This window comes from Enterobacter cloacae complex sp. 397G4, assembly GCF_050031515.1.
GTDB lineage: Bacteria > Pseudomonadota > Gammaproteobacteria > Enterobacterales > Enterobacteriaceae > Enterobacter > Enterobacter hormaechei_C.
The window spans coordinates 417839-432254 of record NZ_JBLGWE010000001.1 but is presented as its reverse complement, the minus strand read 5'-3'; the positions used below and the strand labels follow the sequence as shown (position 1 = coordinate 432254).

Below are 14416 nucleotides of genomic sequence, written 5' to 3'. Positions count from 1 at the left end.
CCACGAATGTGCCGTTATTTTCTGGAAACGTCTGGAAGGTTTGTGCACAACCGACGGTAGTGTGCCGGAGAAATACGGTATGCCCGCTGGAACCAGCGACCAAGATGGCTTTGATCGGCAAAACCCACTGCCGTCGCAACATCAACAGGCAGTTCCCCACACGCCAGCATCTGTCGGGCCTTTGCCAGGCGCAGCTGGATAAGCCAGGCGTGCGGTGCCAGGTGAAATTCGCGCTTAAAACAGCGGGTGAGCGTAAAGCGATCCGTACCCGTCTCACGGGCAAGGTCTGACAGCCCCACGTTCTCGCCGATATGCGCATAGAGATAGTCGCGGGCACGATGCGCCACGGCGGAGCTTTGTAACTGCAACGGGAGTTTCTTACGCCAGTGGCAGTGGGCAGTGATCTGAGAGAGCAGGTTATCCATTGTGCTCTGTTGGACGATCTTCATTTCATCGTTATGCAACGAGACAAATGTATCACCGATAGCGCGCACCAACTGAGGCTCTCGCGTCAGCGTTTGGGCAAAGTGGAGGGTGTAGCTCCCGGGAGTAGAGTCGTACAGCCCTTGAAGCGTACGGGTGAGCCAGTGTTCATCCAGATAAAAGGTCAGATAAGTAAAGCCCCCCTCTATCGGCGCATCACCGTCATGGATCTCCCCGGGCTCAAGTAAAAAAGCATCGCCCGGCTGGCTACGGTGGCGTTCACGGCGACAGTGGAACTGCTGCGTGCCGGAAAGGGTTATTCCGACCAGATAGCTATCATGCCAGTGGGGATCAAAGGCATGTCCTTCGAAATGCGCCTTAATTGTCTCAATACCTGTTTCTGCATGCTGACGCAGCTCAAGCCAGTCGTTTGCCATACTGCCCTCCTCTTACCGTCAGCATTGTCACATCTTGCCTGAACTGTCTGGAAGATTTGTGCAATTCCAGGGCACAAACGGACAGATTGCCGCAAACTTAAGCAGTTGAACAGCTTTTCCCGAAATAATGTTGACGATCGCGCGCGATTGCGGTTTAATGCGCTCCGTTGCCCGGATAGCTCAGTCGGTAGAGCAGGGGATTGAAAATCCCCGTGTCCTTGGTTCGATTCCGAGTCCGGGCACCAATATTCATAAGGCCTCGCTGAAAAGCGGGGCTTTTTCCTTTCTTAGCTACGGTAGATTTCTGGTCGTTGCAACACGTTATTTTCTTGCTGGATTTTTCACCATTTTTGCAGATGTTCGTTACATTTAGACACCTCAACATCCTCTGATATACCTTTTTCTAACCACACAGCTACGGTCTTTCTACGGTCCTCTACGGTTCCTTTCTCTCAAATCATTCATAGTGAAGTAGAAAACACGGGGGAAACGGGGGAATTATCATTTCGCCTTAATCCGCTGGTCTTAACGTGATTTTGTCGCGGGGAATAAGATGGGAAAATCCCCAATAGCAAGCGGGGATACCTGGCGGCAACCCTCTCCACATGGGGATCTTCACCAGTCCGTCCACCTGGAACAAGCTCTTCTTGCCCTTTCACTTCTTACCGTTACTAGAATCCCCCGTCCTCCACGCCATCATAAAATGGTTTATCCGTAGTAATTAAACATATTGGACTACTAAACCTAAGTGTCGGACCTGAACTGTGAGTTCAACAAGCAAATTCAACGCTGCCCTTAATCAACGGAGGGCAGGTCAAAACCTCTAACTATTAGGGAAGGTGCGAACAAGTTCCTGATATGAGATCATCATATTCATCCGGAGCGCATCCCAGAGGGACATCATGAGTCATCAACTCACCTTCGCCGATAGTGAATTCAGCACTAAGCGCCGTCAGACCCGAAAAGAGATTTTCCTCTCCCGCATGGAGCAGATTCTGCCATGGCAGAATATGACCGCTGTCATCAAGCCGTTTTATCCCAAGGCGGGCAATGGCCGACGGCCCTATCCGCTGGAGACCATGCTGCGTATTCACTGCATGCAGCATTGGTACAACCTGAGCGACGGTGCCATGGAAGATGCCCTGTACGAAATCGCCTCCATGCGTCTGTTTGCCCGGTTATCCCTGGATAGCGCCTTGCCGGACCGCACCACCATCATGAATTTCCGCCACCTGCTGGAGCAGCATCAACTGGCCCGCCAATTGTTCAAGACCATCAATCGCTGGCTGGCCGAAGCAGGCGTCATGATGACTCAAGGCACCTTGGTCGATGCCACCATCATTGAGGCACCCAGCTCGACCAAGAACAAAGAGCAGCAACGCGATCCGGAGATGCATCAGACCAAGAAAGGCAATCAGTGGCACTTTGGCATGAAGGCCCACATTGGTGTCGATGCCAAGAGTGGCCTGACCCACAGCCTAGTCACCACCGCGGCCAACGAGCATGACCTCAATCAGCTGGGTAATCTGCTGCATGGAGAGGAGCAATTTGTCTCAGCCGATGCCGGCTACTAAGGGGCGCCACAGCGCGAGGAGCTGGCCGAGGTGGATGTGGACTGGCTGATCGCCGAGCGCCCCGGCAAGGTAAGAACCTTGAAACAGCATCCACGCAAGAACAAAACGGCCATCAACATCGAATACATGAAAGCCAGCATCCGGGCCAAGGTGGAGCACCCATTTCGCATCATCAAGCGACAGTTCGGCTTCGTGAAAGCCAGATACAAGGGGTTGCTGAAAAACGATAACCAACTGGCGATGTTATTCACGCTGGCCAACCTGTTTCGGGCGGACCAAATGATACGTCAGTGGGAGAGATCTCACTAAAAACTGGGGATAACGCCTTAAATGGCGAAGAAACGGTCTAAATAGGCTGATTCAAGGCATTTACGGGAGAAAAAATCGGCTCAAACATGAAGAAATGAAATGACTGAGTCAGCCGAGAAGAATTTCCCCGCTTATTCGCACCTTCCTTAACTCAATGTTAAAAACGCAACATCGGTTTCTTATTTTTTATCTAAATGGAATGGAGTGTTTAATTTATAATAAATTATATATTTATTACTGTGTGATTTTCGATGTTATTTGGTTGATATTCCGCTCACATGTTAACATGGAGCGGAATATTATGATTAATCTTTGCAAGTATGAATATTAAATTCATTCCCACGCGAAATTAACATGCATTTATCTTTGGGGCCGTCAAAAGTATCATTGCTTCGCTTGAGTAAATAATAACCACTATCATGCCCTGATATTTTTATCTGTTCTTGGCTAAATCCACCATAAACCATTAATGCAGCTCTTTCAGATTGTGATATATTTTGGGGGGTGTAAATCGCCCCTTTTCCATCTTTATTAATCATAGATAGTTGATAATACATATCAGGTAGACGGTAAGTAGATATTTCTCTATATATAGAGTTTAATTGGATGATTGAACCTGGAAGAATGACAAGCACCACAAGAACCCATGAATGTTTGGATTTTCCGATAAGTATAGCTGTTGCATAACACATTAACAAAGTATGTGGATAGCCATACCATGGAAGCCTCGTTTGTGCCAGAGTGAAGAATGCAAATAAGGTTAAGATCGAAATAAGAATAATATTTACATCATAACTGAATGTGCTTTTTACTCCATTAGATAAAATTGAAATTGCAAGTGATGATACAAATGCGATCAGCAATAAAAAGTGATTTTCATAAAGGATATCAAGATAATACCATTTGGAGGTTATGTGACCTTCTATTTGAACAGAAGAACGATGAAGTAAATCATAATCAATCATCTTTATGATAAAATCGAACTTATCATATTGATATCTTGCAATAAGCCAAAGAATAACTGGAATTGACACACAAATGATTGGAAAGATAAAAGATTTAAAGTTCAGATTTCTATCTTTAACCTGATAAAAGTATGCTGTAATAAAAGCAAAACCAATTGACAAAGCATGCCAGCTTTTAGTTAAAAATGCTAAAGATACTAAAAATGCGGCAAATGCTATATTTCTAGTTTTGCAATTAAAAGATAAAATAACTACTGATAATACAATGAATAGCAAATAAATCGCATCAGGATCAGCAGAGCGAAATGAGTGGAATGTTATTAGCTTAGAGCAAGATATAAACAACAGCATGAAACACAAGGATGCTATAAAATTATATCTTTTATTTAAAGAATATGCGCAAATGGCAAACAATAACATTCCTGATAAAATAGATGGAATTCTCATTGTAATAAGTGAAATGCCAAAAATTTTTGACGTAATTACTAGAGACCAAAAACTGACAGGAGGCTTGAGATTCCACATATCTACTGCAGCACCCCACTTGTTAACTATATAATTACCGCTTTGTAACATTTGCAAGGCGCTAACTATGTGTCTACTTTCATCCCAATCAGTAAATCTAGAGTTGTTAATATTATATGTTAATAATGATAAAAGAACCATGCCAAGCACAGCAAAGAAAAAAGGGAAAGGTCTGAATTTAGATGTCATTTTTTTAACCTTACTGATGTGTTGATTTTTCGATGAAAAACTTAGGTCTTTTCTTGCTTTCCATATAAATCTTGCCTACGTACTCACCAATAATGCCAAGGCAAAGCATCTGAACCCCACCAATAAAAAGAATTGCCAAGATCATCGACGCCCAGCCACTTACTGTATGCCCCAAGAAATACTGCATTAATGTATAGAAAACGCCGACTGTAGAAAATATTGATATTATAAAACCGAGTGCAGTGACAATTCTTAGTGGGGTCACGGAAAAAGATGTTATCCCCTCAAGAGCTAAGGCAAGCATCTTTCTTAGGGGATATTTTGACTCACCAGCAACTCGTTCGTGTCGTGAGTAGTAAACTTTGTCACTAGGATATCCAATAAGAGGTATAAGGCCTCGAATATATAGATTCTGCTCTTTGTACTGCAAAAGTGAATCAAGTGCTCTACGGCTTAGCAATCTGAAGTCAGCATGATTTTCTACCTGATTTACACCAAGTTTTGTCATCACTTTATAGAAAGTCTCAGCGGTGATTTTCTTAAATAAACTGTCTGAAGTTCTGTCATTCCTAACGCCATATACAATGTCACTGCCAGAATGATAGGTATCAACCATTTTCTCAATTACAGATGTATCATCTTGAAGATCTGCGTCGATACTTACTGTGATATCAGATTTAGTGCATGAGGAAAGGCCTGCCATTAATGCTGTCTGATGGCCTTTATTTCTAGATAGCTTAACGCCCTTGACATGATGGCTAGAAATAGATGCTTTTTCAATTAAAGCCCAAGTGTCATCTTTGCTTCCGTCATCAACGAAAACAATATCACTTGTTCTTGCAATTTTATTATTTTCTATCATTTCTTCTAAGCGCGAAGATAACTCAGATAGGCAAAGATTAAAAACCTCCTGCTCGTTATAGCAAGGCACGACTATTGAAAGAACTGGCGCATTCATTATTTCATTACCCAAAGTTTATTTATAAAAAAACCTGATGCGGTGTAAAAAAACATCCCTATCAACTGGATGATATATTTGTTTTCCATACCTATTCCTATGGCAAGCCTCATGGCTATTATGTTAATAAGATAACAGTATGCGCAGCAAAATATGAACTTTGTTAATCTTCGCAGCGTAGGTCGTGAGGAAAAGGTGAAATATGTATTGAGGGCGTAACTAACTAAGATACCCACAACATATCCAAACAAATTAGAAAGGTATAGGCCGCAACCAAGCGCCGTGAGAGTAATAATCACGAAGGCTGTAACGAGGGTATTCATGCCGCCTACCATGCAGTACCGTAATGCTTGGTTCTTGTAAATAGTTGATAAGTTCATATCCATCTGATACATCGCTTAAACTTCATGGTGATAAGAGCAATCTTAAATTGCGGGAGTTTAGCACCTTATGAGGGCTTGGTGATACTACCAACTTACTGATTTAGTGTATGATGGTGTTTTTGAGGTGCTCCAGTGGCTTCTGTTTCTATCAGCTGTCCCTCCTGTTCAGCTACTGACGGGGTGGTGCGTAACGGCAAAAGCACTGCCGGACATCAGCGCTATCTCTGCTCTCACTGCCGTAAAACATGGCAACTGCAGTTCACTTACACCGCTTCTCAACCCGGTACGCACCAGAAAATCATTGATATGGCCATGAATGGCGTTGGATGCCGGGCAACCGCCCGCATTATGGGCGTTGGCCTCAACACGATTTTACGTCACTTAAAAAACTCAGGCCGCAGTCGGTAACCTCGCGCATACAGCCGGGCAGTGACGTCATCGTCTGCGCGGAAATGGACGAACAGTGGGGCTATGTCGGGGCTAAATCGCGTCAGCGCTGGCTGTTTTACGCGTATGACAGGCTCCGGAAGACGGTTGTTGCGCACGTATTCGGTGAACGCACTATGGCGACGCTGGGGCGTCTTATGAGCCTGCTGTCACCTTTTGACGTGGTGATATGGATGACGGATGGCTGGCCGCTGTATGAATCCCGCCTGAAGGGAAAGCTGCACGTAATCAGCAAGCGATATACGCAGCGAATTGAGCGGCATAACCTGAATCTGAGGCAGCACCTGGCACGGCTGGGACGGAAGTCGCTGTCGTTCTCAAAATCGGTGGAGCTGCATGACAAAGTCATCGGGCATTATCTGAACATAAAACACTATCAATAAGTTGGAGTCATTACCCAAAGTAGGGTGATCTATGATAGATATCACATGGTAGGATTCTGGCAGGGTTAGATTGATTTCTTTATAAACGATTTAATCATAATACATTGGTGAGAATGTGTGTCTTTTGCAAGGCAATCCAGCCAAAAAGCCCTTTCTCAAAAGTTGAAAAAAGCAGTTCATAAGCAGTTTCAAAGGGATTGAAAATCCCCGTGTCCTTGGTTCGATTCCGAGTCCGGGCACCACTATTCATAAGGCCTCGCTGCAAAGCGGGGCTTTTTCCTTTCTTAGCTACGGTAGATTTCTGGTCGTTGCAACACGTTATTTGTTTGCTGGATTTCTCGCCATTTTCGCAGATGTTCGTTACTTTTACACACCTCAACACCCTCTGATGTGTCTCTTCCTTACCCCACTGCTACGGTCTTTCTACGGTCCTCTACGGTTCCTTTCTCTAAGATTATTCATAATGAAGCAGAGAATACGGGGGAAATGGGGGATTTCATAATTTACTTTATTTAACAACAAATTACCTTCCATTACCCCCGGGGGAAGACCGGGGAGACTCCTCTTCAGGCAAGGGGGAAGAACTCAGCGTTATCAACTCCCCTTGTCAGTCGGGTGTTTCCACCATCTACTCCACCTGTAATATTCCTGTTTTTCACCTTATGATTCTTCGCATCAGCAAAATCCCCCGCTTTCCACGTCATTAAAAAATGACTCAGCCCCATCGGAATTCCTTACCTGAACATAAACTTTGAACTGTAATACTTACATTAAACAATGTGTATTACCGATTTAAAATAGCCATAACCCAGCCCCTTTATAAGGGGCTAGATTTTGTTAGAAAATAATATTACTTATATCAGAAATAGCATTCAAAGATCCTCTATAGTCGCTCCCTGTTTTAGGAAGAATGTAAGAGTATCTGGAATCACCATTATATACTAACTTCCAATGCTTACCTTCCTCAGACAACTCAAACCCAAGTTCCTTAAGCTGCCTTGACGTTGCCTTATCCATACTCCTGTAGCCATTAAGTGCTCTTTTCAAATGAGTTTGACGCGAATTTGCTTCCATAGTTTGAGGGTTATTGGAAATTAAAGAAGATAATATATGATTACTTCGACTACCCTCTTTCGTATTCACAATAGCAACCTTCAGTGCTTCTATTATTACATCTTTGATCTCACCATTGAAAAAGTCAGTTTCTTCCCCTGCATTCATTACTATACTTCCTTGAGCTGAAGCTTGTGATTGAAGCATTCGAACACGATATTCTAAAGATAATATATTACTTTTGAGTTCTTCTATTGTTTCATCTTTTGCAACATTATCGGCCTCATACAAACCCATCAATTCACTTGTGTATTCACCTCTAATCTTAAGTGTATTAATAGAATCCTTAGTTCTTCTTTTTTGTATTTCACTCCATCCCCCCTCAGAGACGGGAGCCATTGTAGATGTGGCTTTTACGACATCATCAAATAATTCATCTTCAAACTCCTTCGCTGTTTTCTCACCCCGACGGTAAAAGGAGATATTTTGTCCTCGCGGCCAGTAAATTCCGACTGCACCTGCGTAAGCATTTTTAGAATTTGTCTCATTTTTTAGTTTTATTGAAAACATTTTCTCACGAGGTTCAATTAGAACATGAGCTATGCCACACACCTTTCTTGCTAATCGCTCAGGAATAATGTTATGAGGATGTTCATTGTAAAAATATTTCGAACTGACATAGATTATTGGCAGCCTGTTTTCAGTTTCTCCATTGATAACTTTTGCCGCCAACTTTAAATGCTCTTCAGAATTCGAAAGGTAATCAGGTTCTATTGATGTTTTGAAGGCATCATCCAAACCACCAGAAAATTTATCTATCAACCTAATTACTATCAAAGGTTTTTTAGGTTGAGGTGCTAAATACGCAGCCTCCTGACTAACCACACTTGATTCAACTTGGATCCATACCGTATTATTTATTAAGTTCTTATTTATAGATATATCAGTTACCCATTTGTGTGGTTCGGAAATTTTAGAATATCTGAAGCAACCTAACTGAACATCTTGGTTGCCATGAGTAATTACATCAATCCTTTCATTACTTGACTCTACATAAAAATCTTCACTAAGATAGTCACACGCCAATTGTGCAGGTATAAAGTTTGTGTGTGGTGATTCATGAATCCAAGAAAAGCACTCATTGAATACATCGTCAAATAAAACATCATTCGAAACATAGAAACCAGTGGAGAAAAACTTCATTGACATTGTCCTTTTGATATGAGGTTACCTTAAGAAGATAATGAAAATTAAATTTAAAATCAACCCACAAGCCCTCCCTTCCCCAAAAAAAACAACTATATCAACTGAGATAGGGGGGTCAGAACAAAGACGATGTATTCCACATGATCATGAAATAAACCTACAACACCAAAATTAAAAAATGTAGCCCTATAAAAAACAACACCTACTAAATTAATGATTAATCATTAATGCAGAAGCATGCTCTCAAAATAAGCACATACTCTCCAATAAGGTATTTCTGGATAATGTCGCCCATATATGTAATTAAAATCAACCAAAGCACATATTATTTTTTTGAATACATCCCCCACCGGTATTTTTTCCATTAAGACCAGAAACAGACCGTAACACCTATTTTTGCGGCATTTCTCGCCTTCAATCATCTCAAGTAACACCAGCATCCCCTTCGCCACGCCAGAAAATCAACTTAGCCATTTACAACGCCGTGCCGGGGATGGGTCAACCCTGACGTTCTTTACACCAGTCACAGGAGGTTATATGTCCACCCCCAAACGCTTCCGTTTTACTAATCAGCTCATTAAATCCCTGCCCCCTAACACATCCGATGCACGCAGTACCGATGCCGAATACAGCGACACCGAGATTTCCGGCCTCAAGTGTCTGGTCAGCAGAAGAGAAGGTCGTAAAAAGTTTTTGCTACGCTACCTTTATCATGGACGAAAACGCGCCATCGCCATTGGTCACTGGCCTGAAGTGGACGTCAATCTTGCTCGTCAGATTGCCATAGAACACAAACGTTCCCTTGCCACCGGCACTGACCCTAAGCAGGAGCGTGAAAACAAGAGAATGGAGCTGACGTTCGATGAACTCTTTAATCAGCATTATCTGCCATGGGCAAAATCCGCTAAACGCAGTTGGGGAAAGGATGTTCAGCGCTACCGCGATCATATCCGTCCCGCCATTGGTCAGAGGCTGCTGAGCGATATCACACCAGCGAGCATTCTGCGCCTTCAGCAGACGTTAAGTACTTCCCTGTCAGCGGCTACCTGTAACCGTGTCATCGTACTCATTAAAGCCGTCTTTACATGGGCCGGAAGGCAAAGCATGACCTCTGTTCATCCGGCAAGGGTGGTACAGCTACTCAGGGAGAACAACGCCCGACAGCGTTATTTTACCGAGGACGAAATTCGTCGTATTTTTCTCTCCGCCGATAACGATACCAGCCCTGTAGCTGCCCGCTATGTCAAACTGCTGTTACTGACCGGCCTTCGTCGTGATGAGCTGCGTCTGGCTAAGTGGGAGCATGTTGACCCGGTTAAACGCACCCTGTGGCTCCCTGAAACCAAGAATGGCTATGGACGGATTGTTCACCTTAACTCACTGGCGATGGACGTAATCAGAACGCTGCCAACGCAGCGGGGAAATCCGTGGTTGTTTATTGGTAAAAAACAGGGCATGCCGCTGAGTAACCCGGTTAAAGCCTTTCAGCGTATCGTGCGTCGGGCGGGAATTTTCGACAAGGAAGTGTGTATTCATACCTGCCGCCATTCGGTTGCCGCCCTCATCGTGTCCTACGGCGGAACACTGTATGACGTTCAGGCTCAACTGGGGCACCGCAGCAGTCAGTCTTCACAACGGTATGCGCATCTTCATCCTCAGCGCTTACAGAACACCAGTCAGTTACTGGCGGAAAGGATAACGGCTCAGCTACCGTCCTTGTGATAACAGAAAAGCAGAGGCAAGTGCCCCTGCTTTTTTTTACTGTTAAGCTATCAGTCAGAACGGGATATGCTCATAATCTTCATCCGGCCCCCGGTTATCATCAAATCTGTTATAGAGTTCACGTGCTCGTTTACGCGCGACGTTAACGGGCATACGTGGAAATGTGCCGAGGGGTTCATAATAGCAGGCCCCTTCAAGCGTATAACGAGCCAGGAATTTAATCTCACCGTTGGCAATGACGGCCCGGAGCGCAGGCTCGCTGCCATCGAAGATTTCACGAGAGATGCGGTGATACAGGCACTCCGCCAGTGTGTTAACCAGAGCGTAATCATTGAATGACGTGTTTTCTTCATTTTCGCTGCTGATAGCGTGAGGAAAGCCCTCATAGTACTCGTCTGATTCAGGAATCATACATCACCTTTTATTCGTTGTGGTTCAGTCAAAATGGTTATATTCAGGGTTAAAATTCGGTCATCACATTGCATTTCAGAAACGCTTTTTTGACCTGGTAGTAAGACTGCGCCATCGTCTTCAGCGCTCTTTTTTTATAGTGTCCCGCACTTTCGCCAGACAGATAACCGGTACGCTCTAACGGTCTGGCCACATCAACGGTCTTAAGCCCCTTTTCAGAGCAGAGCTTTTCAAACACCGATTCATAAATCAGGAAGTCGCCGGTTTTATGGTGAACGAATCCCCACATATCCCCCGGGCATCGGGCATGGTCCTCACGCAGGGTGATAAAGTGCCTGCTGCTTTTTGTCACCAGCGTCAGCTGAAGCTCCTCCAGCATGTTACGTACCGGGTTATACTGATTCTGGTTATTATCCAGCCAGCGTCGTGCAGCGGACATAACGGATTCAGCCACCGCATCGCTTTCGAAAGGTAAAAGGCCGTATTTCAGCGCCTTCTCTCCTGCCAGCCATACCAGCGCAAATCTTTTCAGTCCGCGCCGCTGAACGCGGGTAATATCACGCCCTTCATCCCTCAGGGCCTCTTCCAGTGCGTTACAGCAGGCATCTGTCTGTTCCTGGAGCCAGGATGAAAACTCTGCGTAGGTGCGAAGACCGCCAGCCGCATTTTTTTCAGATAACAGTTTGCCGATAAATGCAGGCCCGGCATGACCATAAGCCTCTGCCAGCCCCGTCTTCAGTGCATCTGCACGGGCACGTGTTTCTGATACCGGTTCATCCGGTTTTTGAGCATCTTCAGGCAGCAGTTCCATACTGATGGCCCTGTGCTCCTGCCCTCCCTGTAACATGGCTTTCTGTTCAGCCAGCTTTTCGGAGATTGACATCTCCCCGGTGGAGAGAATAAACATGCGCCATTTAAACGGCTCATCTGCCGTCAGGCCACGGTTCAGGCGCTCTTTTGCCGTACCTGACGTAATGTTGTAAAGCAGTGAGGAAAGTTGCTTATGATTACTCGCGCCCAGTTCATCGACGCAGGCGACCAGACCGGAATAGTCAGCGAGAAGGCGCTCCATCGCGTTCGGCGTGGTATTCCAGCGAATAATATTCACATGTCCCCCACTGCCCGGCTCGCTGCCATCTCCATGGATCGATGCGCCCAGCATCAGAAGAAGCGTTTTACCCGTCGTGGATACGCCGTGAAAATGAAACATCCCCACATCCATACCGGCAGGAACCAGAAGCATCGAAGCAAAGGACGCACTCAGCGCAAAGGTCTGCGCCCAGCCATGGACATTTTCTCGAATGAGGTTAATCCACTCCTCCAGAGCCCCGCCTTTGTGCAGTCCGGGACGCACGCGGAATCCCGGCAGCAGATAATCAAACCCGGTGAGAGAGGTCACAACAGGCTCATGACCATGTAAAAAGGCCATATCCTCCGAAACGAATCCCATTGCATCTGCCATCAGATAGACAGGCAGCGGTAAACTCCGGCAGCACTGAATAAAACGGTCAAAAAGAGCAAGCTGCTGTGGAGAGGGGCCAACACAAAATCCACGACCTGCCAGTCTGCCCATAACCTGAGCACCACTCTGAACAATATCCTCGAAGCTCACCTGGGCCTTCACATACTTACCCAGCCCGTTACCGGTCATCAGGCTGATCCCAAGACCGGACTCCTTATCTTTCCCACAAAACAGGGCGACAGGCACAACTGGCGTGGTGCAAACCTGCACAGGTTTCTGTCCACCGATGTAGAAAAGGCCATCAGCTGTATTCACATAATGCCGTGGCAGCCCATCACCAACACCGAGTGAAGCGATATCATCTTCACCGACTTCAGTGTTTTCAGCACGCCTGATAATTGCCTCCGACATTTTGGTGAAATTTTTATCGCGGTCAGCAAAAACGCGAATACGCTTAATCCCGGAAACCTTAGGAACATTAGTTGTCGCTTTTTTATTCATGTGTATTACCATCAAATTACGCCACCGTCAGAAAACGGGTGGCATCTGAACTCTGGTTAAAAGTCATGTCGTTGAATGCAGGTTGTTACCCCATCGCCCGGTTAACAACTGCGTGATAGCGTGCAGGTGAGGCGTGCAGGTAAAGTTCCGTTACTTTGATAGTGCTGTGACCCAGTAAGTCTTTAACGGTATGAATGTCGGCCCCGCTCTCAATGAGCTTTGTCGCAAAGGTGTGACGCATCTCATGGATGGTGAACGGAGGAATACCCGCAGCCTCACAAAGCCGTTTTTGCAGGCGACGCGGCTCAGAAACCGGATTGTCGGTCCCCTTGCCCGGAAATACCCAGCCTTCATCACCCAGATGCTGACGCTGTTCTGTCAGAAGAACGAAAGCCTTATCACATACCGGTACACGACGGAGCTTGCCATTTTTGGTATGCCGCAGGGTGATAACCTTCCGGCTCCAGTCCACATCCTCAAGGCGAAGATGACGGGTTTCCCCCAGACGCAGTCCCGTCAGGGCAAGGAACATGAGCAGAGCAAGGGCTTCATGATCGGGTTTACCATTACGCCAGCGCTCACAGACTTCCATCCAGCGCTGAAGCTGGGAGTCATCCATGGCGCGGCGATCTGACGTCACTTCAGGCAGCGCTTTGATATAAAGCGCCGGAGAGCGGCTGGTGTATCCCATGCGTATAGCCCAGGTAAATACCGCTTTAATGAGCGCTAGATGGCGGTTGCGGGTGGCAGACTTGAGATCGAGATTATGCAGATAGCTCAGAATATCTGCCTCCGTCATACCTGCCAGCTTTTTGTCACCGAGAAGAGGGCGCAGGTATTTCCGGATCTTAGAAAGATCGGTGTTAGCTGAACGCTTAACGCCCGTGCTGAGTACGCTTTTCTCATACTCATCCACAAGCTCATTAAACGTCATTTTACTTTGAGTAAGAAAACGCTCACCATAAGTCTCAACGGAAGCCTTAAGCTCCTGAATTATTTTAAAGGCATGCTCCCTCGCGTTATTAATGGAAAATGCAGGGTAACTTCCTACGGCAACGTAAACATTCTTTCCGCGAATACTTTTGCGGACAATAAACTTAATACGTCCGGATGAGTGGAATATAGCCTTAAGCCCGGTACATTTTGTATCGCTGGCTTCGATAGTCCGGCCAGTTTGTACTGCACGAGCTTTACACTCATCAAAATAAGCTTTAGTGAATGCCTCTCTTTGATTCTTTGGGCTGCGATATCGGGCCATCGATTCAACACAGCAATCATCAACGTCAACGTCAACGTCAACGCTGGTTTTGATGTTTTGCGCTGACTTAGAAAAGCGACCATCCACAGAATCAAACTCATTCTGTTTCATTGTCAGCGTTATTTGGTTTAAAGAACTATCGGGTTTCATAATGCATACATCTCGCTCAATGAATACAGATTAACAGTATTGAGTTAGATGCTGGCCAGC

At 45.5% G+C, this 14416-nt stretch carries 10 protein-coding genes, 1 tRNA gene and 1 pseudogene; 4 read left to right on the top strand and 8 right to left on the bottom strand.

Features of this window, described 5'->3' with window-relative positions; genetic code table 11:
* Positions 1-14 precede the first annotated feature (14 nt).
* A complete protein-coding gene (locus tag ACQG1Y_RS02055; protein ID WP_368740776.1) occupies positions 15-860 on the bottom strand; it encodes an AraC family transcriptional regulator in 846 nt (281 codons plus the stop codon).
* A 169-nt stretch (positions 861-1029) separates the two neighbouring features.
* Here ACQG1Y_RS02055 and ACQG1Y_RS02050 point away from each other — a divergent pair.
* Both ACQG1Y_RS02050 and ACQG1Y_RS02045 read left to right on the top strand, forming a co-directional pair.
* Positions 1030-1105 (top strand) — tRNA-Phe (locus ACQG1Y_RS02050).
* A 657-nt stretch (positions 1106-1762) separates the two neighbouring features.
* Positions 1763-2743 (top strand): annotated as a pseudogene (locus tag ACQG1Y_RS02045) (IS5-like element IS5 family transposase).
* Between the two features lie 305 nt (positions 2744-3048).
* Here ACQG1Y_RS02045 and ACQG1Y_RS02040 read toward each other — a convergent pair.
* Genes ACQG1Y_RS02040 through ACQG1Y_RS02030 form a run of 3 tightly spaced genes read right to left on the bottom strand, consistent with a single transcriptional unit; the run spans position 3049 to position 5703 of the window.
* The gene (locus ACQG1Y_RS02040; protein ID WP_071993644.1) at positions 3049-4422 is read right to left on the bottom strand and encodes an ArnT family glycosyltransferase; all 1374 of its coding nucleotides are present in this window, start codon (positions 4420-4422) and stop codon (positions 3049-3051) included.
* Between the two features lie 10 nt (positions 4423-4432).
* Positions 4433-5380, bottom strand: a complete 948-nt coding sequence (locus ACQG1Y_RS02035; protein ID WP_032626190.1) for a glycosyltransferase family 2 protein — start codon at positions 5378-5380, stop codon at positions 4433-4435.
* On the bottom strand, positions 5380-5703 hold the full coding sequence (locus ACQG1Y_RS02030; RefSeq protein WP_230852482.1) for a GtrA family protein: 324 nt from the start codon (positions 5701-5703) through the stop codon (positions 5380-5382). Before ACQG1Y_RS02030 ends, ACQG1Y_RS02035 begins: the two co-directional genes overlap by 1 nt.
* Before the next feature lie 192 nt (positions 5704-5895).
* On the opposite strand from ACQG1Y_RS02030, the gene ACQG1Y_RS02025 reads away from it, so the two are divergent.
* Positions 5896-6593, top strand: a protein-coding gene (locus ACQG1Y_RS02025) for an IS1-like element IS1A family transposase (RefSeq protein WP_103215986.1) whose coding sequence is annotated in 2 segments (ribosomal slippage) — positions 5896-6145 and positions 6145-6593 — 699 coding nt in all. Because the reading frame shifts where the segments join, the coding sequence is not laid out codon by codon here.
* Between the two features lie 837 nt (positions 6594-7430).
* Here ACQG1Y_RS02025 and ACQG1Y_RS02020 read toward each other — a convergent pair.
* On the bottom strand, positions 7431-8849 hold the full coding sequence (locus ACQG1Y_RS02020; protein WP_039260992.1) for a hypothetical protein: 1419 nt from the start codon (positions 8847-8849) through the stop codon (positions 7431-7433).
* Between the two features lie 540 nt (positions 8850-9389).
* Here ACQG1Y_RS02020 and ACQG1Y_RS02015 point away from each other — a divergent pair.
* A complete protein-coding gene (locus ACQG1Y_RS02015) occupies positions 9390-10574 on the top strand; it encodes a tyrosine-type recombinase/integrase (RefSeq protein ID WP_017382944.1) in 1185 nt (394 codons plus the stop codon).
* Between the two features lie 54 nt (positions 10575-10628).
* Here the strand turns inward: ACQG1Y_RS02015 and ACQG1Y_RS02010 are convergent, their stop codons facing one another.
* The 3 genes from ACQG1Y_RS02010 to ACQG1Y_RS02000 form a co-directional block, all read right to left on the bottom strand.
* Positions 10629-10985, bottom strand: a complete 357-nt coding sequence (locus ACQG1Y_RS02010) for an Arm DNA-binding domain-containing protein (protein WP_017382945.1) — start codon at positions 10983-10985, stop codon at positions 10629-10631.
* A 49-nt stretch (positions 10986-11034) separates the two neighbouring features.
* A complete protein-coding gene (locus ACQG1Y_RS02005) occupies positions 11035-12948 on the bottom strand; it encodes a DUF927 domain-containing protein (protein WP_426736616.1) in 1914 nt (637 codons plus the stop codon).
* Positions 12949-13033: 85 nt separating this feature from the next.
* Entirely contained in the window at positions 13034-14356 is a 1323-nt protein-coding gene (locus tag ACQG1Y_RS02000; RefSeq protein WP_414234798.1) for a tyrosine-type recombinase/integrase, read from the bottom strand.
* Positions 14357-14416 lie beyond the last annotated feature (60 nt).